The 22,255-nt window shown below is 59.6% G+C and carries 21 protein-coding genes; 14 read left to right on the forward strand and 7 right to left on the reverse strand.

Features of this window, described 5'->3' with window-relative positions:
• Positions 1 to 28: 28 nt before the first annotated feature.
• Genes K1W69_RS08845 through K1W69_RS08855 form a run of 3 tightly spaced genes read left to right on the forward strand, consistent with a single transcriptional unit; the run spans position 29 to position 2,697 of the window.
• Positions 29 to 502 (forward strand): TRAP transporter small permease, encoded by a 474-nt coding sequence (locus K1W69_RS08845; protein WP_220228012.1) that lies wholly within the window; start codon positions 29 to 31, stop codon positions 500 to 502.
• Complete coding sequence (locus tag K1W69_RS08850) at positions 499 to 1,788, forward strand: TRAP transporter large permease (RefSeq protein WP_220228013.1); 1,290 nt, start codon at positions 499 to 501, stop codon at positions 1,786 to 1,788. The genes K1W69_RS08845 and K1W69_RS08850 overlap by 4 nt, the downstream gene beginning before the upstream one ends.
• A gap of 42 nt (positions 1,789 to 1,830) precedes the next feature.
• Positions 1,831 to 2,697, forward strand: coding sequence for an IclR family transcriptional regulator (locus K1W69_RS08855; RefSeq protein ID WP_220228014.1), 867 nt, complete (start codon positions 1,831 to 1,833; stop codon positions 2,695 to 2,697).
• A 3-nt stretch (positions 2,698 to 2,700) separates the two neighbouring features.
• Here the strand turns inward: K1W69_RS08855 and K1W69_RS08860 are convergent, their stop codons facing one another.
• Positions 2,701 to 4,134 (reverse strand): sulfatase family protein, encoded by a 1,434-nt coding sequence (locus K1W69_RS08860; RefSeq protein ID WP_220228015.1) that lies wholly within the window; start codon positions 4,132 to 4,134, stop codon positions 2,701 to 2,703.
• A gap of 369 nt (positions 4,135 to 4,503) precedes the next feature.
• Here K1W69_RS08860 and K1W69_RS08865 point away from each other — a divergent pair, with 369 nt between their 5' ends.
• A complete protein-coding gene (locus K1W69_RS08865) occupies positions 4,504 to 5,307 on the forward strand; it encodes an IclR family transcriptional regulator (RefSeq protein ID WP_220228016.1) in 804 nt (267 codons plus the stop codon).
• A gap of 17 nt (positions 5,308 to 5,324) precedes the next feature.
• Here K1W69_RS08865 and K1W69_RS08870 read toward each other — a convergent pair whose 3' ends face one another.
• The 6 genes from K1W69_RS08870 to K1W69_RS08895 all read right to left on the reverse strand — a co-directional run bounded on the left by K1W69_RS08870 (position 5,325) and on the right by K1W69_RS08895 (position 13,381).
• Positions 5,325 to 6,617 carry a TRAP transporter large permease gene (locus tag K1W69_RS08870; protein ID WP_220228017.1) on the reverse strand — a complete coding sequence of 431 codons (1,293 nt, stop codon included), beginning with the start codon at positions 6,615 to 6,617 and terminating at the stop codon, positions 5,325 to 5,327.
• Positions 6,618 to 6,630: 13 nt separating this feature from the next.
• Positions 6,631 to 7,131 (reverse strand): TRAP transporter small permease, encoded by a 501-nt coding sequence (locus tag K1W69_RS08875; protein ID WP_220228018.1) that lies wholly within the window; start codon positions 7,129 to 7,131, stop codon positions 6,631 to 6,633.
• An 18-nt stretch (positions 7,132 to 7,149) separates the two neighbouring features.
• Entirely contained in the window at positions 7,150 to 8,886 is a 1,737-nt protein-coding gene (locus tag K1W69_RS08880) for a hydantoinase B/oxoprolinase family protein (protein WP_258570959.1), read from the reverse strand.
• Positions 8,879 to 10,972 carry a hydantoinase/oxoprolinase family protein gene (locus K1W69_RS08885; protein WP_220228020.1) on the reverse strand — a complete coding sequence of 698 codons (2,094 nt, stop codon included), beginning with the start codon at positions 10,970 to 10,972 and terminating at the stop codon, positions 8,879 to 8,881. Before K1W69_RS08885 ends, K1W69_RS08880 begins: the two co-directional genes overlap by 8 nt.
• 106 nt (positions 10,973 to 11,078) lie before the next feature.
• Positions 11,079 to 12,068 carry a TRAP transporter substrate-binding protein gene (locus K1W69_RS08890; RefSeq protein WP_220228021.1) on the reverse strand — a complete coding sequence of 330 codons (990 nt, stop codon included), beginning with the start codon at positions 12,066 to 12,068 and terminating at the stop codon, positions 11,079 to 11,081.
• A gap of 65 nt (positions 12,069 to 12,133) precedes the next feature.
• Positions 12,134 to 13,381, reverse strand: coding sequence for a pyridoxal phosphate-dependent decarboxylase family protein (locus K1W69_RS08895; RefSeq protein WP_220228022.1), 1,248 nt, complete (start codon positions 13,379 to 13,381; stop codon positions 12,134 to 12,136).
• 110 nt (positions 13,382 to 13,491) lie between these two features.
• Between K1W69_RS08895 and K1W69_RS08900 the strand changes: the two genes are divergently transcribed.
• From K1W69_RS08900 to K1W69_RS08945, 10 genes are all read left to right on the forward strand, one after another.
• Positions 13,492 to 14,835, forward strand: a complete 1,344-nt coding sequence (locus K1W69_RS08900; protein ID WP_220228023.1) for an aspartate aminotransferase family protein — start codon at positions 13,492 to 13,494, stop codon at positions 14,833 to 14,835.
• Between the two features lie 254 nt (positions 14,836 to 15,089).
• On the forward strand, positions 15,090 to 16,082 hold the full coding sequence (locus tag K1W69_RS08905; RefSeq protein ID WP_220228024.1) for a TRAP transporter substrate-binding protein: 993 nt from the start codon (positions 15,090 to 15,092) through the stop codon (positions 16,080 to 16,082).
• A 76-nt stretch (positions 16,083 to 16,158) separates the two neighbouring features.
• Positions 16,159 to 16,662: a TRAP transporter small permease gene (locus K1W69_RS08910; RefSeq protein ID WP_220228025.1), complete on the forward strand. Its 504-nt coding sequence runs from the start codon at positions 16,159 to 16,161 to the stop codon at positions 16,660 to 16,662.
• Positions 16,659 to 17,939: a TRAP transporter large permease gene (locus K1W69_RS08915; RefSeq protein ID WP_220228026.1), complete on the forward strand. Its 1,281-nt coding sequence runs from the start codon at positions 16,659 to 16,661 to the stop codon at positions 17,937 to 17,939. The genes K1W69_RS08910 and K1W69_RS08915 overlap by 4 nt, the downstream gene beginning before the upstream one ends.
• A gap of 32 nt (positions 17,940 to 17,971) precedes the next feature.
• On the forward strand, positions 17,972 to 18,316 hold the full coding sequence (locus tag K1W69_RS08920) for a cupin domain-containing protein (protein ID WP_220228027.1): 345 nt from the start codon (positions 17,972 to 17,974) through the stop codon (positions 18,314 to 18,316).
• Positions 18,313 to 19,209, forward strand: a complete 897-nt coding sequence (locus K1W69_RS08925; protein WP_220228028.1) for an NAD-dependent epimerase/dehydratase family protein — start codon at positions 18,313 to 18,315, stop codon at positions 19,207 to 19,209. The genes K1W69_RS08920 and K1W69_RS08925 overlap by 4 nt, the downstream gene beginning before the upstream one ends.
• Positions 19,206 to 19,979, forward strand: coding sequence for an MBL fold metallo-hydrolase (locus tag K1W69_RS08930; RefSeq protein WP_220228029.1), 774 nt, complete (start codon positions 19,206 to 19,208; stop codon positions 19,977 to 19,979). The genes K1W69_RS08925 and K1W69_RS08930 overlap by 4 nt, the downstream gene beginning before the upstream one ends.
• Positions 19,937 to 20,671 carry a GntR family transcriptional regulator gene (locus tag K1W69_RS08935; protein WP_220228030.1) on the forward strand — a complete coding sequence of 245 codons (735 nt, stop codon included), beginning with the start codon at positions 19,937 to 19,939 and terminating at the stop codon, positions 20,669 to 20,671. Before K1W69_RS08930 ends, K1W69_RS08935 begins: the two co-directional genes overlap by 43 nt.
• On the forward strand, positions 20,668 to 21,390 hold the full coding sequence (locus K1W69_RS08940) for an SDR family NAD(P)-dependent oxidoreductase (protein ID WP_220228031.1): 723 nt from the start codon (positions 20,668 to 20,670) through the stop codon (positions 21,388 to 21,390). Before K1W69_RS08935 ends, K1W69_RS08940 begins: the two co-directional genes overlap by 4 nt.
• Entirely contained in the window at positions 21,387 to 22,154 is a 768-nt protein-coding gene (locus K1W69_RS08945; RefSeq protein WP_220228032.1) for an SDR family NAD(P)-dependent oxidoreductase, read from the forward strand. Before K1W69_RS08940 ends, K1W69_RS08945 begins: the two co-directional genes overlap by 4 nt.
• The last annotated feature ends 101 nt before the right edge of the window (positions 22,155 to 22,255 follow it).

A 22,255-nucleotide genomic window follows, 5' to 3' on the forward strand; every position in this document is an offset into this window, starting at 1 on the left:
GCTTCCGTCCAGTTCAGATATCCCGGTAATGACAGTTCTTCGCCATTTTGCTCAGGCAATATCGATAATCTTCTTCCTGACCACGTTCCTGGCCGTTCTGGGGCAGGCTTCCTTTCGCTATCTTTTCAACATGCCGGTCGGCTGGGCCGTTGAAGTTGCAATCAACTCGTTTCTCATCGGCTCGTGGTGGACAATCTGCTGGCAGGTGGCGCTGCGGGAACACGTGACCTTCGACGTCGTCTACGAAATCTTGCCAGAACGCGGTCGCGCGCTGTGCCGGTGCGTCGGCGGCTTGATCACCGGCGCGTTGCTGCTGGCCGCCGTGCCGGGCTCGCTGAAATATGTCGAAGTCATGAACCGCATCACGACCGGCGTCCTCAAACTTCCCCTGTCATGGGTCTATTGGATCTTCACGCTGTTTCTCGTCGTCCTTGCGCTGCGCTTCATCCTTGACGCGGTTCGCGCAATCGCGTCGCTAACCACTGCGGAGCGAAGCGCATGAGCACCGAGTTTCTGATCATGGCCGCGCTGCTGATCGGTTCGGCGATTATCGGCGTTCCCATCGGCATAGCGTTGATCTCAAGCTCCATCGCCTATCTGTGGATGCGCGGACTGCCCTTGACGATGGCGACGGACGCGATCATGCAGGGTTTTTCGTCAAACTACATATTCCTGGCGATCCCGCTTTTCATCTTCGCCGCCCGGGTGATGAACGCCGGCACCATTACCGACCGGATGCTCGCTTTCGCCATGGGCGCGGTTGGCCACGCGCGCGGCGGACTGGCGCAGGTCAACGTCCTCACCAGCCTGATATTTTCCGGCATGAGCGGCAGCGCGACGGCCGACGCCGCCGGCATCGGCAGTGTCCTCGTCAGGATGATGCGCGCGAAAAACCGTTACCCCGATGGCTTTGCCGGGGCGATCACGGCCGCCTCGTCCGTCATCGGTCCAATCTTCCCGCCGTCGATTCCGATGATTTTCTACGCGATTTCCGCGAACGCCTCGGTGGGCGGTCTTTTTCTCGGCGGCGTCCTTCCGGCCATTCTCATCGCGCTGGCGCTGATGGCGGCAAGCTACTGGATTTCAGTTCGGCGCGGCTTTCCGACGGAAGAACGCATACCCCCGCGCAAGGTCTTGTCGCTGTTCCGCTCGGCTGCGCTGCCCTTGCTGACGCCGGTGATACTTCTCGCCGGCATTTACTCCGGCGCCATGACGCCCACGGAAGCCGCAGCCGCAGCGGCTTTCTACGCCATGTGTATTTCGGTGTTCATCTACCGGACCGTCGGCCTTCGCGGCTTCATCGACATTCTCGTCGAGAGCTCCGAAAAATCCGCCGTCGTCGTCATGATTATAGCCGGCGCGTTTCTGTTCAGCAGCGTTATAGCCATCGAGCGGCTTCCCAACGCCCTCGCGCAATGGGTCGATTCCTGGAACATGGCGCCCACCGCATTCTTCCTGCTAGTCAACGCCGTGTTTCTCGTGCTCGGCATGCTGCTTCCCGCCGCCACCATTCTGCTGGTCATCGTGCCGGTCATCGTTCCGGCCGCTCTCGGCCTTGGAATAGATCCGATTCATTTCGGCGTGGTGATCGTCATTAACACGATGATCGGCCTGGTAACGCCGCCCTACGGAGTCCTCATCTTTGTGGTGTCGGCCGTCAACAGGATCAACGCCTGGTCAATCATCAGGGAGATCGTACCCTTTATTCTTGTGCTCGTCGCGAGCCTTGTTCTTCTTGTGCTTGTGCCGGAATTCGTGATGTTATTGCCGCGTCAGTTCGGATATTAATCTCGCTTCGGGACGCACCTGCAAAGGACGGAGACAGATCGGTTGTCACAAATAGAACGCTGCCTGGAAATTCTGGAATCTCTGCACGGCCAGCCCGCCGGCATTCCGCTCAGCCATCTGAGCGAACAGCTCGGCATGCCGAAAAGCGCCGTTCACCGGCTGTTGGCGACACTGAAAGACAATGGATACGTGGAGCAGATCGAGGAAAGCGGCATCTACCGGGCGACCCTCAAACTCTCGCTGATCGGCGCCAAGTATTTCTCGACAACGGATCTGCGCGGATTCCTTGAGCCTGTCATCGGCGCGCTCAGTCAGAAGACCCGGGAACTCAGCCGCATGTCGATGCTTGTCGGCGATGAATTGCTCTGGGTTCTGTCGAGCCAGGGAGGCAACCATATCCTGCGCTATGACGGGCATTCCGGACGCAAGGTGGTGCCGCATATCACGGCGACGGGCCGCGTGTGGCTCGCATCGATGAGCGACGAGGACGCTGTCGCTACCGCGATAGGCGCCGGGCTCGGCAAACCCGAATTGAAGCGCCCCGGCACCAGGGGCGTGGACACGGTGCAGGCGCTGCTTAAGGAACTCGAGCGTACGCGCAAACAGGGCTACGGGCTGGTGGAGCAGGAAGCGGAAGCCGGCGTGTCTTCGATAGCCTGTCCGATTTATGACCAGGAAGACGAGACCCGGTTCCTGGGCACTGTTTCCGTGGCAGGCCCGAGCGTGCGGATGACGCGCAAGACGATGGAAGCCATGCTGCCGGACGTGCGGGAAACCGCGCAGCAATTGTCGACGGTTCTTTTCCGCTATCGGGTATTTTGCGGAAGCCTTTCCGACCCTTCCATCGGCGTGCTGACCGTCAATGGCGGCGAGCCGGACAATGCCCGGCGCGCCGGGTTGCGTGTCTGAAAATCACCGCCACTCTTCTGACCATTCACGGGTTTCATACCCGCTGCGCAGACGCCACTCTGTGAGGCGGTCATGCATAGCGCGCCGTTCAGCCGCGTGATCGGGGCTGTCCCACAGGTTGGTTTCCTCGTGCGGATCGCTTTCCAGATCAAACAACTGCCCGTCATGGCCGTCGAGGAAATGGACATATTTCCATCGCCGTGTCCGAACCATGGAAACGAAATCGGAAAAGCGGAACACCACGTCACGCCCCTGTTCGCAGTAGACGGCGTCGCGCTCCTCGAAATCATCTCCACGAAGAGCCGGTGCGAAGGAACGCGCCTCCCATGACGACGGCGCCTCGACGCCCGCCAGATCGAACAGCGTCGCGGCGATGTCCATATGCTGGATCATCGCGTCGACCGGTCCGGTTCTCCCGAAACCGGATTTCGACCACAGGATGAGGGGCAGGCGGATGACCTGCTCGTACATGGTCCACTTCTGACTGTGTCCGTGATCGCCCAGCATGTCGCCATGATCCGATGTAAAGACGACAATCGTGTCGTCCAGCGCGCCCCTCGCGTCGAGGGCGTCGAGAACGCGGCCCACCTCCCGATCGATCATCGTGACATTGGCGAGATAGTAGGCACGCTGGCGATGACGCTCCTCCGCCGTCGCCTCGACCTTGTGGCGAACCGCATCGTGATCTCCCTCGACATGCTTGCGCACCAGCTGCTGGAAAGGCTCCGGCTGGCTTTCGACATCGCCGGCGCGGACCGGCCTGATCCTGAGGTCGCGCTCGAGATAGGGTTTCGCCTCCTCGACCGGCGGATCGTAGGGCGGGTGCGGTCCGGGAAAACCGATCTGCAGGAAAAACGGCTTTTCGGACGATTTGCGCTCGATCCAGTCAATCGCGAGACCGCCGACGAACGTGTCCGAGTGTAACTCCTTCGGCAATGGCCATTCGAATGCTCCCAAACGATCGGCGTAATCGTTGAGCAGGCTATAGCTGGGCAGTCCCGGCTTTTCGAAACTGGCCCTGGCGATCGCCTTGTCCCATTCGTCGACGAATTCTCGGCCCCGCTTGGCCATGGACCTGTCCTTGTTCTCGACGATCATGCGCGTATGGAATCCCGCCGGCGCGTCCATTGGCTGCGTATGCATCTTGCCGATATTGACGCAGTCATACCCGTTGTCCGCAAGTGTCTCGACCCAACTGTGCCGCCACGTGGCGGCGTTGTCGACGACGCCCGTCGTATGCGGGTAGTAACCGGTAAAGAGACTGGCGCGCGCCGGCACGCAAGACGCAGCGGCGGCGTAGCACGACGTCAGATAGACCCCGTTTTGCGCCAGACGGTCGAGATTTGGCGTGTCCACATGCGCAAAGCCAAGTGCGTTGATCGTGTCGTAGCGCTGTTGATCCGTGATGATGAAGACGATGTTCGGTCTTGATGCCATGCAAGCTGTCACTTCTATTTAGGAACTATGTTCGAGATAGAACACGTGTTCCAAAAAATTGCAAGTGACGCACAAGACCTACCTGGCGAGTCGTGGGCCGAACCGGCGTCGGGACAATGGGACGATGAACTGACGCCGGCAAGCGCCGACGCTGGTCAGCAAGTCGCACAAAGTCTGCTACAGTCGTGCGCGCCTCGACAATTCGGGTGGCGCGAATGCGCCAAATCCTCGATTGTGCTCGTCGTGATCATGTATTTTGGCGCAAGTCGATCGACCAAAACACGTATCTGACTGTTGAACTTCTATCAGTCTCACCGATATGGATTGCCACCGACACAGACGTCGTTCCGTGATATGGATATGAGCAGCATGCCGTTAAAGACACAACAGTCACCGGTTGTTAAAGCCGTGGCGCCGGAGAAGACCGGCGCAACATCGAGGTCCGGTCTCAATACCGGTCTCGACGTGCTGCAATTGCTCAGTTCCGCGCATCAGTTGAATCTGACCGAAATCGCCAACGGTCTCGGAAAATCGAAGTCCGGGATCCACACCGTACTCAACACCCTCCGCACGCGCGGTTTCGTTGAACGGATGCCCCAGGGCGATTATCGGCTGGGAGCCCGAGCCTGGGAGCTCGGACGCGCCAGCTTTTCGAGCGAGATCGAAAGCCTGGCGAATCCCTATCTGAAACGTCTGGAGGAACAAACCAATGAAGCGGTTATTCTCGGCGTACTCGACAGGTTCGATGTCCTCTACCTGACAGTTTTTCCCGGCAATCACGCAGTTCGATTGAACGTCGAGGTCGGAGAGAGGATACCGGCGCACCTGACATCGACAGGAATCTCTCTGCTCGCGGCGCTCGCGGACGACCAGATTCGGGCGATCATGCCGCAATCCTTCCAGACAAGCACGGCGTTGAGCATTGCATCGGAAGAGGCCTTGTGGATGGAAATCGAGAAGACGCGGCGCAACGGATATACGCTCATGAAAGGCGGCTGGCACAGCGATGTCGGAGGAATTGCCAAGAGCGCGTGTGATGCCTCAGGCCGTCCGATCGCAGGCATTTGCGTCTCTGCGCCGCTCTACCGTGTGGACGATGACTGGTACAAACGCATGAAATCGGAAATCGATTTCGCCGTGCGCAGCATCGAGGTTCATTTGAAGCAGACCTAGTCTATCTGCCGCCCGGTCTATTTGTAGAACAGGTCGATCAGTCCGGTGCTCAATGGCGGCGCCATGATCAGCAGCAGGACAATCAGGCAAAGCAGTGCGATGTAAGGCAGGACAGCCTTTGATATCTGCTCAAGAGACACATTGGCGATCGGCATCGCTATGAACAGATTGGCACCCAGCGGCGGCGTCAGAAAACCGATCTCAGACGTGACCACCAGCAATATTCCAAAGTGAATCGGGTCGATCCCGACAGACATGCAAACCGGCAGCAGAATCGGCGTGAGCAAAACGATCGTCGCCAGGGTCTCCATGAACGTGCCGATGATGATCAGCCCGATCGCAATGATGATCAGGATCAGATAGGGATTGTCCGTCTGATCCAATACCGCCTGACTGACCATCTGAGGCACTTGATACTGGGTCAACAGACGCCCGAACACGCCGGCCAATCCAACAATGATCGTCACGGTTCCACCGACCATGACGGCTTTGAAGAACGCATCAACGCAGCTTCGCAGCGTAAGTTTTCGGTACACGAAGAAGCCGACGATGAGCGCATAGTTCACGGCGACAATCGAGGCTTCCGTCGGCGTAAACACCCCGCCGTAAATTCCTCCGAGCACAATGACGGGCGCGAGCAGAGCCCATCGCGCGGCCAACATTGCCGATGCGACTTTTCTCAGCGACGCTCTTTCGTTGCGCGTGGTGTATCCTCTTGACCGGCAGAACCACCAGCTGGCGACGATAAGCACAAGGCCGGTCAATATGCCGGGAACAATGCCGGCGATGAACATCTGCGTGACGGAAACATTGCCCACCACGGCGTAGATGATCATCGGCGTGCTGGGCGGGATCATGATGCCCAGCGTTCCGCCTGTCGAAGCGACTGCGCCGGCGAAGGGCGCCGGGTAGCCGTTGCGTATCATCGCCGGAATCATGATGGTTCCAATGGCCGCCACGGTCGCCGGACCGGAACCCGACATGGCGGCGAAGAACATGCAGGCCAGAATTGTCACGCTGGCGAAGCCGCCGGTGATATGGCCGACAAGCGACGAGGCGAAATCGATCAGTCGCTGCGACACGCCGCCATATTCCATCAAATAGCCGGCGAGAACGAAGAACGGCACCGCAATCAACGGGAACTGGTCCGTCGCGTGGTAGATCGTCTGAGGCACGGAAAGCGCCGGAATGCCCTCGACCAGCAGCAGCAGGAGCGATATCGCGCCCAGCGCATGCGCGATCGGCAAGCCAAGCAGGATCAGGATCGTGAAACCACCGAAGAGAAAGAGTGCAACTTCAACAGGACCCATGGTTGCTGTTCCTTCAGCTCGCTTTGTACCCGAGTTCACGCATGACAATACGCAGGCCCTGCAAACCGAAACTCACCGGCACGCTCAGATAGGCCCAGAACATCGACATTCCGCTGGATGGCAAAGTATAGCTGACCCGCAGCGTGGACAGGATGAGTTGCAGTCCGTACCAGGCGGTCGCAAGACAAAACGCCAGCAACAGAACTTCACCGGTCAGACGCGCGACGGTTCCAGCCCGACCCTTGAACATTTCAATTCCGAAAGTGAGACGAATATGGGTTCCCCGCCGCATGGCGGCAGCCGCGCCGAGCATGACAACCCATACGAAAACGACGCGCGAGAGCTCCTCGATCCAGCTGTAGCCTATGCTGAAGCCAAACCGCATGACGATTGTAAATGTGAGCATCAAATACAGAACAAAAAGCATCGCGCACGCAAGGTACTCTTCAGACCTGTCCAGATGCTGCAATAGGCTCTTCAATCTCAACCTGCCGGCGCCTTCCGTGTCTGCCATCGCGGATTCCTGTCGTCCCTAGCGGCTGTCCGCATTGTTGCGCAGAGACCGGGTCGACGGCCAGTCTATTTGTTCGGAGGCGCTGTTAACCACCACGCGATAGTCTTCTCTGGCCGCCTCGATGGAAACAAGCCCGTCCCGAACGTCTCGCAGAACGAGTTCCGCGTCCCGCATTGCAGGATTTCCAACCCCGCCACCGCCGGGAGAAGATATACGCATCCGGTTGGGCCCAAGCGTCACATTGCCGTAATCCGGAACGGCGACCGCCTCGCCATTTGCATTTCGCAAATCCATCGTCGCCATCTTGCCGTCGCCGCCGCCGCAAACGCCGACGCCCGTCGGTCGATCGGCGCCTTCCGAACGAAATGACATTTCCACGTCGGTCAGGAATTCCACGTCGTAGTCGACGCCCGAGCCGCCCCGGTGTTCCCCAGAGCCGCCGCCGTCGCACCGCAATTCCTGTTTGTGAATGCGCACCGGATAAATCTGCTCGAAGGTTTCCGCATTGGGAATCGTGAGACCGCCGAGCGTTACGATCGGACCGATTTGTTCAAAACCGTCGCGCGTCCGCGTCGCCCCCGCGCCGGAACAGGCCGACCAGTTGTACATCACCCAGGTGCGGTTTTCCCGGTCGCGACCCGACGTAACCGGAAAGGAGTTCTTTCCCCATCCGGCAAGCGCTCTTTCGGGCGAGGCCTCCGTCAGGGCGAACCAGATGCAGTGCATGATCTCGTGCGCCGGAAAGACGGTGCACATTGTCACCGGCGCCGGCGGATTGGGGTTGACCAGACTGCCCTTCGGCGCGGAAATCTCGATCGCGCGGAACGTTCCGGAGTTTCGAGGCAGTTCCTTTCCGAAGAACGACACGATTCCCGCATAGACGGCGGAGTAGGTGTTGGCCAAAGAAGAATTCTTGAAGCCTTTGATCTGCGGATCTGTTCCGGCGAAATCTACGGTCAGCCTGTCCTTGCTCTTTTTCAGCGTGACGCAAATACGAATTTTCCGCGTTTCGAAACAATCATTGTCAAAGCTTTCCTCGTAGGAATATTCGCCATCGTCGAGGTTCTGCAGCAGATGCTTCATCTTCCGCTCGGCGTGATCCATCACGCCTTCAAAGGCGCTGCGCAGTCCTCCTTCCTGGGAGGCAGACAGTTTCAGCAGTTCCTCGGCTCCGATACGGGCGGAGCCGATCATCGCCAGAAGGTCCCCTTCCAGAAGATGCGGGGTGCGGGTATTGAGCATCAGAAGTCGAAACAGGTCGTCATCCATCTCGCCGTCACGCACAAGCTTGACCGGTGGAATCCGGATGCCCTCATGGAAGATTTCGGTCGCTTCGGGATTGTATGTTCCGGCCGCCCCGCCCCCGATGTCGGATTGGTGCGCGCGATTGCAGGTAAAGGCGATCAGCGTATCGCCCTCGAACACAGGCCAGGCGACGACCCAGTCGGGAAGATGATTTCCTCCGGCCACATAGGGATCGTTGAGGAGAAACACGTCGCCCTTGTGAATATCGTCGCCAAAGTAATCGAGGATCGCCTCGACCGCGAAGCCCCCGCCGCCAGTGTGGATCGGAATACCGTCAGCCTGGGAGATCAGATGTCCCTCCGCATCGGCAATGAAACAGGAGAAGTCGTGCGACTGGTTGAAGATCGGACTGCGTGACGTCCGGATCATCACCCATCCCATTTGCCTGGCGATGAAATCAAGCCGGTTCTGGATGATCGCAAGCGTTATGGGATCGATTTGGCTACGCATTGTCATTGTCCGCCATCATGATCAGGTAATTTCCCGCATTGTCGACGGTGACGTGATCGCCGTCGCCGACCAGCAGCGTCGTGGTTTGTTCTTCAATAAGCGCGGGGCCTTCAAAAGCATGGCCGGAAGCCAGCGTTGCGCCCGAGTAGCAGGCCACGTCCATCCAACCGGATTTCTGATCGACCCAGATGCGCCGGGTCTCGCCCGGTTCGGGCGTCGCCGCTGTCTGCGCGCCTCGGGGCTGCATGAGTTTTTCCATCAGGCCGGTCGCAGAGGATCTCAAGGCCTTGACTTCTATCGCCCCCCTTGTCTGAACATGGCCGAAGAGCTTTTCATGCATCGTTTCAAACGTAGAACGGACGCGGTCGTGTTCGATCGGCAGGTCAACCGGGACCGGAATATCCCATTGCTGGCCGACATAGCGAAGATCCATGGTGAACTGGACAATCGCCTCGTCCTCCTTGAAACCCTCGCGCAGGAGTTTGTCGATCACCTCCATTCTGAGATCCAGCAGGCCGTCGACCAGATCGTCGGGCGAAACCTCTCCCAATATTCCCCGGAAGAACCTCATATTGTCATGCCGGCAATTGGAGCCCAGCATGCCGAGCGCGCAGAATGCGCCGGAGATCCGCGGCACATACACTCTCTGGCATCCGAGATTGCGTGCGACGTTTACAACATGGAGGGGGCCGGCGCCGCCGCCCGCCACCAGATCGAACAGTTTGGGATCATTGCCGCGCTCGGTGCTGAGCTTCTGGACGGCGAGCACCAGTTGCTGGTCCATCAGCCGCAGAATACCGATCGCCGCCTCTTCGACCGAGACGCCCAGCCGGCTGGCGATGTGCGCGTCAATCGCGTCATGGGCGCGCGACGCATCGATTGTGATCGCTCCATCCGCATAGGGACCGGATACAAACCGTCCCAGCACCGCATGAGCGTCGGTAACGGTCGGGTGTTCGCCGCCAAATCCGTAGCAGGCAGGTCCGGGCCTCGCCCCGGCGCCCTCTGGCCCAAGAAGCAACAATCCGGCCTCGTCGACGCGCGCAATCGTACCACCGCCCGCGCCGATCGTGTGAACCTCTACGGAAGGAGACACGATATCGTAGCCCGCGATTTGCAATCGGTCGGTATAATTGACGTGCCCCTCGTTCATCAGCATGACGTCGCAACTCGTCCCGCCGATCTCCATCGAAATCAGGCTGTTCTTGCCGATGGACTCCGCAAAATGGTTCAACGATCCGATTGCGGCGGCAGGTCCGGAAAGCATGAGATTGACGGCCCTGTCGGCGACCTCTTCGACAGACGTGATGCCGCCGTTGTTCTGGACGAGAAGCAGGGGCGAGGCCAGCCCCGCCTGCGCCAGCCTCGTTTCGAGCGCGCGCAGATAATTGATCGTGCGCGGGCCGACATAGCTGTTCATCACCGCGGTCGAGCCGCGTTCATATTCGCCAAGGATGGGCGCCGCCTTGCTGGACAAGGTGACGTAATTTTCGGGAAATTCGCTTTCAAGCTCCGCTGCGATCTCGCGTTCGTGCGTTCCGTCCAGGAATGCGTTCATCAGGCAAATCGCAAAGGACTCAACGTCTTCCTCCCGGAACGTCCGCACGGCTTCGGCGACGTCTTCAACGGAAAGAGGCTGCAATTCGCTCCCCTGCGCGTCCAGCCGGCCTTTCACCGGCAACCGGAGATATCGCGGAACCAGAACCGGGGCGAACGGAGCATGGTGATCCCACGGGTTTTCCCGGATACCGCGTCTGATCTCCAGAAAATCGCGAAAACCGTCCGTCACGATAAGCCCGACCCGGGCGCCCTTGCCTTCCAGCGCCGTGTTGGTGGCGATCGTCGTGCCATGAATGAAATGCGAGACTGATCGCAGAAAGGCGTCTTGGCGCATTCCAAACTCTTCCGCGGCCTTTTCCACCGCAGCCATGACGGCGTCATCCGGTTTGGAAGGCGTGCTCGGAACTTTGAAAACGTCGATTGAGCCGTTTGGACTGGCGACGACCATGTCGGTGAAAGTACCGCCGACATCGACGCCAATTCTCAGACCTTCTGTTGAGTCGCCGACTTCGCGCCTGTTTGCCATGAAAGTCTCCACCGCCCTTGAGATAACAAGTTTCGCTGCCGGGCGGCGTAACGCCGCCCGAAAGTCAGTTTTTCAATGTGCTGTTTTGGTCTGCCGGTCGGTACGGTCAGCAACCGTCCTGTGCCGCGACAATCCGATCGATCAGTTCTTTGCCGAATTCTTCCGACGCGGCATCCAGAACCGGTTGCGCGGCCTCGCGGAACCCGGCGAGATCAGGTTCGGTAAATTCGACGCCCTGTTCCTTCAGGAACACGACGGCTTCTTCCGTATTGGCGGCGTCCGCAGAAATGTTGACGCCTACGGAATTTTCCGCCGCGTCCGTCACCAGCTTCTGGTACTCCTCCGGCAAACTGTTGAAAAAGCGTCCGTTCATCGCAAAGGTCGCCATGCCGACTGCGACATTGGTCACAGCGACATTGTCCACGACTTCATACCATTTGAACTGCTTGATGCTGGAAATCGGGTTGGCGTCACCGTCCACCACGCCCTGCTGGAGAGCAGGAAACAGTTCCGAGAAGGGCAAGGGAATCGGCGATGCGCCCATTGCCGACCAAGTCTGTTCCAGATACTTGTCCGGAGGAATGCGGATTTTAAGTCCCGCGACATCGCTGACGCTGTTGATCGGACGTTTTGTGTTGAAGAGCTGCCGGTATCCGAAGGTGTAATATCCAAGCACATGGATATCCGCCTTTTCCTGGAGTTCCTTGGCCATTTCCTGCCCGACGTCGCCACTGGTCACCGCCATCGCGCATTCGATGGATTTCAGCAGGTACGGTACGGACAGCACCTGGAGCGAAGGCAGGAACGGACTGATGTTGCTTGTCGAAACAACAGTCGCCTCAAGCGTTCCGATTTGAACGTTGCGCGCCATCTCGGCTTCGCCGCCCATTTGGGAGGATGGGAACACCGTTACCTCGATGTCGCCGTTGGATCCTTCCTCGACCTGCTTTTTGAATTCGGCCAGCGCGACATTGTAAGAATAGCCTTCGGGCGTACTCACCCCGACCTTCAATTTGTACTCCTGAGCAAGGGCCGCCGAGGTCGAAAGGGCCACCATGGCCGTCGCGACCGGGAGGAGCTTCGTGAAATGCTTCATGGGTCTCTCCTAAGTTGATCGTTGTACGCGCTACACATCTCTCGTTTTCGCAACTCGCGAACCGTCTAGTAGGTCGCCTTCAGTTCGGATTGCATGCTCGGATCGGATTTGACGCTCGCCACTGCGTCTTCGACATCCGCGATGTATTCATCGAAGACTTTGCCGTGGACCAGCGACATCATCTGGTGGATCGCCTTGGGATCGCGCACCAGCCCAGGCAGCCAGCCCTTTTCCTTCAGCTTTTCGGCGACGGCGTAAATGTCGAAATCGCCCGACTTGTAGGCCACGATCGAAAGATGCGGCTTGCCGAGAATCTCCAGTCCATCGACTTCGGAAATCCGCTTCTTGTAAAGATCGATGAAATCCATCAACTCGGTGGCGATGAGCTTGTAGCCTTCAAGTCCCAGATGATTGAAGACAGCCCAGGCCGCGGCGACGCCTCCGGCCGGGCGGGTGCCGCAAATCGTGTTCGTGTAGAACCTGCCATTGGGCCAGTCGTCGAAGTCGAATGCATGGTGGCGCGCGTGCTCTTCATCCCGGTAGAAAACTGTTGAAGCCGGTTTCGGGCAAAACCCGAATTTGTGGAGATCGGCGGAGATCGAACAGACGCCGGGAACCGCAAAATCGAAGGCGGGAATATCCCGGCCAATCATGGCCGCAAAGGGCGCCACATATCCGCCGACGCATGCGTCGACATGCATCCACACGCCGCTGTCCTGCGCGATCCGCCCGATCTCCTCGATCAGATCGATGACGCCATAGGGAAAACAGGGCGCTGAACCGACGATCATTATGGTGTCGTCGTCGATCGCCCTGGCGAGCGCGTCCGGATCCGCCCGCAGATCCGCGTCAACAGGCGTTCGAACCACGTCCAGATCCATCAGCCGCGCCGCCTTGTTGAATGCGGGGTGGACAGACGCAGCCGCCACGATATTGAAGCGCGTTTTCGGCGTCCTGCCCCTGCTCCTTGCGTAGTCCCGCGCGGATTGAACGGCCTGGATGATGCTTTCGGTGCCGCCGGTTGTCATGAAACCGCGCACATCGTCGTCGCCATGCAAAAGGTCAATGGCCATGCCCACGACCTGTTCTTCCATCTGCAGGACGCTCGGAAAGGCGCGTCGACCGCCCAGGGCGTTTTCCTTGAAGAACTCGAAAAAAGCGGCTCTGCCCATTTCGTAAACGTCTTCGCCGCCGTCGAACACATAGAGCGGCGCGCGACCGCGCTTCCAGTCGATGTCGCCGGACTTCAGCGCCTGCATCGAGGCCAGCACTTCGCTCTTGGAAAGTCCGTGTTCGGGGAAAGAAATGCGCATTGATATTGACCTCGAATAGCTGCTTGAAAAAAATAGTGCATAAACACATACTGTTCGTCAATAAAGAATTTTAGTTCGCTTTAAGCGAACTCAATCAAAGGAGTTTCAGCATGAAGGAAGATGCGTCGGGCTTGGACGTCACCTGGTCTACCGAAGAGATCATCGATAAACGCAACCGTTTCTTCGCGGCGACGCAAAGAGCTTTCGTGCCCTACGAAAAACCGCTGATCATCAAGCGCGGCAAGGGGCAGTACGTATGGGATGAACAGGACAACCGGCTCATCGATCTGCTGGGCATGAATCTGTGCATCAGCGTCGGCCACGCCCATCCCAGAGTGGTCGCGGCCATGACCTCACAGGTCGAACAGCTGACCCACTGCACCACCATGTTCTATCATCCTGTTCCGGCGCACTTCGCAGAGGAGCTCGCTGCAACGATGCCGGCGAGCTGCGACTGGGTCGTTCATTTCACGAATTCCGGCGCGGAAGCGATCGACCTCGCCCTGATGATGGCCCGCACGGCGACCGGCAATCACGACATTATCGCCCTCCGCAATTCCTACCATGGCGCGACCTACGGGGCGCAATCGGTCACTGGCGTCGGAAATTTCAGACACAATATCGGCCAGGTTCCCAATGTGTCCTTCGCCGCCGAACCCGATCAGTACCGGGGCATATTCGGCGAAGGCGTCCAACCCTATCTCGATGATCTCGACAGAACGATCAACTACACGACCAGCGGCCAGCTGGCAGGCATTATCATCGAGCCCGTCCAGGGATATGGCGGGATTATTCCGATGCCCGAGGGTTATTTGAAGGGCGCTTTCGAAAGAACGAGGGCGCGCGGTGGCCTGTGCATCCTCGACGAGGTCCAGTCCGGCTTCGGCAAGACCGGTGAATCGCTGTGGTGTTTTGAATCCCAGGGCGTGGTTCCGGACATCATGGTTCTTGCAAAGGGTATCGGCAACGGCATCCCCCTGGGCGCAGTGGTCGCCAAACGCGAGGTGGCGGAAACCATGGCCGACAAGTTCCTGTTTCACACCTATGGGGCAAATCCGGTGGCCTGCGCGGTTGGCCGCGAAGTGCTGAAAATCATCGAGGACGAAGACCTCGTCGCAAACGCCAAAAAGGTCGGAGCCAAGCTTGGCGAAGGGTTGAAAGCCCTCCAGCAACGGCACGAGGTCATTGGCGACGTGCGCGGTCGCGGCTTCATGCAGGCGATCGAGCTTGTCAGCGACAGGGAAGCCAAGACGCCGGCCAGCGCCGAAACCGCTTTCGTGTTCGAGCGCTCGCGCGCCCATGGTCTGGTTTTGTCGAAATCAGGCAATTTCAAGAACGTCCTGAGAATGGTCCCTCCGCTCTGCCTGTCGATGGACGACGTCGAACCTGTGCTTGATGCGCTGGATCGCAGCTTCACGGATCTGGAGAAGTCCAACAGCATTGGAAGATCATAGGCGTCTGCAACGCTGTCTTTACATGGGCTTCGCCCTTCCGCGGCTCCGGGACGAATGAAGCGGATCTGACTGGCGCGCTCCTCTTCCAACCAGGGAGCTTCGCTTCCGCTCGCATGCATCGCGCAAGCGCCGGACGATGGTTCGGCGCGCCCGTCTGACGCAGATTCCTTGCTGCAGAACGCGGCGAACAAAGGCCGTTGACTTATATTTTATAAAATATAACTTATAACAATCGAAAGCTCAGGGAGGATGACATGAAGCAGTTTTCGCTCTTGGTCGCTGCATGCGCGGCCACACTTTCATTTTCAGCAGTGGCGAACGCGCAGGACGTGACGCTCAAGATGGGTCATGTGCTGGCCCCGACGCACCAGTTTCACAAGGGAATGGAGCTTGCATCCGAGAAGCTTGCCGAATCCACGGACGGCAGGATCAAGCTGGAGGTCTTTCCGTCGTCTCAGCTGGGTACCGAGCGCGATATGCATGTGTCCGTTCGCACCGGCGGCGTAGACATGCTGCTTGCCTCCCCCGGTGGCGCCAGCGTCCATCTTCCGGAACTTGCCGTTCTCGATGCGCCCTATCTGTTCGAGAATGACGATCACTGGCAGGCTGTCGTCTATGGCGACGTCGGCAAGGAATGGGAAAGAAGCGTCGCCGACAAGAGCGGCGTTCATATCATGGGCTGGTTTCCCCGCGGCACGCGCCACGTGATTACCAAGGGCATCCCCCTCAATTCGATCGGGGATATCGAGAACGTGAAGATCCGTGTCGCCGACATTCCGCCCTATCCTCAGGTGTTCCAGGCGTTCGGCGCCACTCCGACGCCTGTCGCCTTCTCGGAAATGTATTCAGCGCTTCAGGCTGGCGTCGTCGACGGCGCCGACGTGCCGCTGGACACGATCCTTGCGCAGAAACTGTTCGAGGTTTCCGACCACGTCAATCTCATTGCCTGGTCGTTCGCCGCGCCCGGTCCGATCCTGATGAGCGACAGCGCCTTCAACAAGCTGAGCGAGGAAGACCAGCAGAAATTGCGGGAGGCGTTGCGCGCGGGGACTCAGTATATCGCGAAAGCCTTCACGGAGAACGAAGCCTCCGTTCAGGACGAACTGGAAGCAAAGGGCATGACCTTCGTCACGCCTGGCGATATCGATGCATGGAGAGCGGCTGCGGCGGAAGGCATTCCGAATCTCGCTGAACTCTGGGGCGGGGACGCGGAACTCTATACGCGCATCCGTGACACCGAACACTGATATAAAGACGCCAACGCCTGTGTTTTCCGCGCTCGGCCGCGAACAGGCGTTGGCCCGATGAAAACCGGTTAAGACCATGCGGCAATTCACGCGTCTGATTGGCATGCTGGAAGAAACGTTGGCCGTCATCCTACTCATCGCGATGTCGGCCATCGCTCTTCTCCAGGTCGTGGGCCGATACATTCTGACCAATCCCTTCATCTGGACCGAGGAACTGACCCGGCTGATGCTGATATGGCTCACTTTCATCGCCGCCGCAGCCGTCACACGACGCGGAATGCACATTGCGGTCGACACGGTGGTCGAGATCCTGAAGCCGGGATACCGCAGGCTTGTCATGACGATCGTTCACCTCGTCATGTTCGTGACGTTTCTCTGGTTTTCCTATCTCGCGATGAAGCTCGCGCAGAACGTGGGCGGACTTCCTCTGGCTGCGACGCGATGGTCAATGTCCACGATGGTTTGGCCGGCGGCGATGGGAAGTTTTCTCATCGCCTTTCACTCTCTTGTCCTGGCAATCGCTGTTCTGACAGGAGCGCCTGACGAAGAAGCCTCCCGCAACGCGGCGATACGGACATGATCGCGGTATACGGCTTAAGTCTCCTGGCACTGCTGGCTCTGGGGTTGCCGGTCGCAGCCGCAATCCTTCTCATCGGCGTCTTTGCTGTCCTTCTTGCAGGCGTGCCCGCCTCGATCATCGCCGAACGCATGATATTTGGCCTGGACAGTTTCCTGCTGATCGCCATTCCGCTCTTCCTGTTCATGGGAAATCTCATGAACGTGTCGGGCATAACCGGTCGCATCTTCACATTCGCCGGCGCCCTTGTCGGGCATTGGCGGGCAGGCCTCGCGCAGGTCAATGTGGTCAGCTCGGTGATTTTTTCAGGCATGTCCGGTTCCGCTCTCGCCGACGCCGCAGGTCTCGGAGCAATCGAGATCGAAGCCATGCGCAAGGCTGGCTACCGGCCCGCCTACGCGGCCGCCATCACCGCAGCCAGCTCCACGATCGGTCCGATCATGCCGCCGTCCATCGCCTCGATCCTCTACGCCTTTATTGCGGACGTCTCGGTGGGCCGCATGTTTCTGGCCGGCATCGTTCCGGCCTTTCTGATGATGTTCGTGCTGATGCTCACAGTCCATCTGCGCGCCGGGAAAGAAGACCTCCCCCGCAGCCCGAAAACTCCGAACCGGGACCGCTTGAGGAGCCTGGTCGTGGCGCTTCCCGCCCTGTTCATACCGGTGGTGCTCATCGGCGGCATGCGAACGGGCCTCTTCACAGCGACGGAACTTGCAGCCGTCGGCGTCTTCTACGCCGCGGTTCTCGGCTTCGCCTATCGCGAAATGGGCGGCCGGGAATTCGTGGAGGCGTCACGCAACACGGCCCTGCAGGCCGGCGGCATCCTGTTGATCGTCGCAGCGGCGCACGTGTTCGCCTGGATCCTCGCTCATGAACAGATACCGCAGCATCTCACCGGTTACATCGTGTCGCTCGATCTGGCGACCTGGCAGTTTCTGATCATCATCAACATCGTGCTTTTGTTCCTGGGCATGTTGCTCGACACGACGGCGATCCTCATCCTCGTCGCGCCGGTTCTCGTGCCCGTTGTGGTGGGGCTCGGCGTTGATCCCGTTCATTTCGGCATCGTCATGATCGTCAACATGATGATCGGTCTGCTGACGCCGCCGGTCGGAATGGCGCTGTTCGTGACGGCGCGCATCGCCAATGTCAGCGCCATGGCCGTCGCCCGCGAAGCCGCTCCCTACGCCCTGGCGCTGTTCGCGCTTCTGATGGTCATCACTTTCACGCCGCAGATCGTCCTGTTTCTCCCGGAGCTTGTCTATGGAACCGCCAACTGAATGTCGCATCACACGGCCTGGAGGACGAAAAAATGAACGATGAAATACTTCATGGCGGCGCGCGCCGCCTGCCAGCCAGGGTGATTTCCGGTGTTCAGAACCGGGCCCAGCTCGTGTCCTGGTACGAAATCGCTCCCGGCGAGGAATGCACGCGCCATGTACACCAGGGCAAGTCGGAGACGTGGCTCGTTATCGAAGGAACGGGCGTTAGCCATGTCGGCGAGAATGAATTTGACATCGGCCCCGGCGACATGATCGTCACGCCGCCCGGCACACCCCACGGGCTGAGGAATACAGGTGCCTCTCCGCTGCGCTTCGTCAATCTCGTCTTGTACGAGGGCTCCGGACCGGTGACCACGAAGGAGATCGAATCATGAAGGTTGTGGTCACCGGGGCGGCCGGCTTCGTCGGGTCGCAGGTCGGCCGCGTCGCCATTGAGCGTGGCCACGATGTCGTCGGCGTTGATCGGCGAAAATCCGACGGCTCTCTCCCGTTCTCCATCGAAACCGCCGACATCACCGATCGCAATCGCATGATCGACGTTGTCGGCGACAGCAACGCCGTCATTCATTGCGCGGCTCTTGTCGGCCCTGCGCCTGCGACCGCCGATCCGGCTGCGGCGACCGAGATCAATGTGCTCGGCGCGCTCGCCATGCTCGAGGCGGCGCGTCGGAATAACTGCCGCATCGTCAATCTCTCCACCGCCACGCTGTACGGTCGCCGGTCAGACGCAGCGCCCCTTGCCGAAACCGATCCGGCCGATCCGGTCGGGATCTATGACGCGACGAAGTTCATGTCGGAAACGCTCTGCGATTCCTATCGCAAGAGTTTCGGCGTCGACGTTTCCTCGTTCCGCACCGGCTTCGTCTACGGGCGCCGTCACAGCACGGGAGACTATTTCATCGGCCGCATGCTGTCCGGCGTCACGCGCATCCGAGAGCCCGGCCGGGACCACCCGTGCGACTTCACCTATGTCAAGGATCTGGCGCTTGGACTGGTCCAGGCCGCCGAGGCGCCCGAACTGCCTGAGCCTGTCTACAACGTTACGGGCGGCGTCGCCCGCACGCGCGGCGAACTGGCCGGCATCGTCTCTCAGTATTTCCCCAAAGCCGACATCGAACTCAAGCCCGGAGTCGATCCCGCGCGCCATCTCAGGGGCCCATGCATTCTCGATCGCGCGCGGCGCGATTTTGGATATGCGCCCGCATTCAACCTTGAAGCCGGCGTAGCCGACTGGATCGCCGCCGAGCAGCAGGCAGATCCGCTATGATCTGGTCCGTCGACATACACACTGTCGCCACGGCCAGGACGCCGGGGCCGGAAGTCTTTTTCCAGCGCGATTTCGGACACTGGGTCGACATCGCAATCCATATTTTCGTGCTCCGGTCCAGCCTGGGCGCCGTTCTGGTCGACACAGGTCTGATCCCGGATGTTTCCGACCTCAACGCCGCCATGAAAAGACGCAAGGGACCCGAAGCCGGATTTGAACGCTGCGGAAGCGGCGTCGAACCGCTTGTCGACGATCGCGTGGCGGCGGTCCTTCTCACCAGCTTTGGCCCCTACGCCGCGGGCGGCGCAAACGCGGTGCCCGATGCGGTCCCGATCTACGCTTCCGCTCGCGGCCTTTCCAACCTCGCAAAGCCTGAAGAACCCTGCCTTGTGCATGGACTTCCACAGCTTGTATCGAACAGGCTTGCAAAGGCGCGGCCGGTCCATGGTACGTTCGGGATCATGCCGGGAATCGCGATGCGCGAAGTCGGCGTACATCACCCCGCCTCGACCGCGATCGAGATAGCGACTGAAGAAGGATTGCTGGTGATCGCCGACCCGATTTTCACCGCGGACAGCCTGACGAGAGGCGTCGCCCTCGGCGCTGCGGAAAACGCTGCCGGCTGGCACCGGCTGGTGCGCGACTACGCGGCCCGCGGCGCCAGATTTCTGCCCATCCACGAACCCGTTCCACACCCCGTCGCCGTCCACCTGTCGCCGGACGGGCGATGGTCGGCGACGACAGCCAATGCGAGGTCAAACGCGACATGACTGGTCAAGGCAAGAACCGGACTCTGGCGACGCACCGCACCAAGGCCGAAGCCGTCTACACCTTTCTTCGCGAAGAAATCCTGTCGGGCGCGCTCGAACCCGGTCAGCGCCTGACGCTCGCAGCGCTGTCGGAGCGACTCGGCACGTCGATGGTTCCGGTGCGTGAAGCCCTGATGCGCCTCGAAAGAGAAGGCCTCGTCGAAGCTACGCCCTATCGCGATATCCGCGTGGCCTCGATGTCGATCGCAGACATGGTGGAGCTGTTCGGCGTGAGGGCGACGCTGGAGGGCTATGCGATCAGGCTGGCCGTCCAGAACGAAGGCCAATTGATCGCCGATCACCTGGAACAGATCAACAGGAGCTTCGAACGCGCGGCCGAGGAAAAGGACTTTTCCGAGGTCAACAATCTCAACTGGGAATTTCACCGTTTCATTCTCGACAGGGCGCACAATTTCCACTTGCGTCGCTTTCTGGAGGACATCTGGTCGAAATGCGTTCGGTACCGGGCGGGATTCCGTCTTATACCGGGTCGCGACCTTTCGGCGGTTGTCGAACACGACGAAATCATATCGGCGATCCGCCAGGGCACGCTCGACGACGTCGAAAAAGCATGTCGAAGCCATATCGAAAAGGCCGGACTGGAGATGAAATCCTATCTCGAGGCAGAAGAGCAGAAGGCGCAAGCTCGGTGAACCACCCTGTTCTGGTCACGGGAGCGATAGGCGATATCGGCCGAGCGGTCGTCGCCAGACTGGCGCGCGCCGATCTACCGGTGATTGCAACAGACCGGGTTGAGGCCGACGCAAACCTGCTTGGCGGCGCCGCCTTATATCTGCGCGCCGACCTGCCTGACGGAATCGGAGCGCTTGCCGAAAAACTGCCGGAGAAACTCGGAGCGATCGTCCATGTCGCCGGCATAATCCATACGCATCCGGCCACGTCGATCGACCGGGAGACATTCGACGCGATCTTCGCGACCAATGTCTTCGCGCCGCTCGAGCTCGTGGCGAAGCTCCATGACCGTGTGATCGACGGCGGATCCATCGTGTTTGTCGGTTCACTGGCCGGGCTGCGCGCGTCGCCGGCGAACCTGCTTTACGGCGCCTCGAAGGCAGCGCTGCACAACGCCGCCAAATCGCTGGCGTCCGATCTTTCCGGGCGTGGCGTCCGGGTCAATGTCGTGGCGCCCGGCCTGATCGACACAACATTGACGGACCGGACGAACGAGGATCTTGGCGCGCTTCGCCAGCGCAGCGCGCAGGATATGGCCCGCGACCGGTCCGGCAAGATCCCGATCGGCCGTATCGGGCGTCCAGAAGACGTGGCCGGCTGCGTCGCGTATCTCCTTTCCGACGAGGCGACTTTCGTCACGGGAGCGGAATTTCTAATCACAGGCGGAGGGCATTTATGAGCGACGGAAAGAACGACAAACCATGGGCCCTGGTCACGGGCGCTTCACAGGGTCTGGGCGCGGCGATCGCCCGCCGGCTGGCGGCCGACGGATACAATGTCGTCACGATGGCGCGCAACCAGGGAAATCTGGACGCCCTGGCATCGGATATCGAACAGCAGGGAATCCGCTGTCTGCCCATCGCCTGCGATTTTTCCGATCCGGCGAGCGTAAGCCAGGCGTTCGCCAGATTGGCGGAGGAAAAGGTTTCCATCGATGTCCTTGTCAACAACGCCGGCATGATTGGACCGATCGGACCGCTTCTCGAAACTGCGCCTGAAGAATGGGAAGCCACTTTCAATCTCAACCTGTTCGGCGTCATGCGCTGTCTGAGAGCCTCTGTTCCCTTTTTCAGCGAAGGCAGGATCGTCATCGTGAACATCTCGTCGGGTGCGAGCCAGAACGCCATGGAAGGCTGGAGCGCCTACTGCGCCTCCAAGGCGGCGCTCGCGATGGTGACGAAATCGCTGGCGAAGGAACTCTCCGACAAATGCCTGTCCTACGGCTTCCAGCCAGGTCTGGTCGACACCGACATGCAGGTCATCATACGGCAATCCGGCGTGAACCCCGTCAGCAAGGTGCCGAAGGAAAAGTTGCTGCCGCCGGAAGATCCCGCTGCGATCGTCGGCTGGCTGTGCAGGGAACGGCCCGAGGATCTGCATGGAACAGAATTCCGCGCCGACAACGCCGAAATACGCCAGCGGGCGGGTTTGGCGGCGCTTTGAATCCAGTTTCGGAAGGAATTGCCTTCAATACAGTCGATATCGCCTGTGTCGGCGTGGGCGATGAAAACCTTGATCGCCGGTTCGATCGCGCGAGCGTATGG

Source organism: Flavimaribacter sediminis (assembly GCF_019492055.1).
In the GTDB taxonomy this organism is placed as follows: Bacteria; Pseudomonadota; Alphaproteobacteria; order Rhizobiales; family Rhizobiaceae; genus Flavimaribacter; species Flavimaribacter sediminis.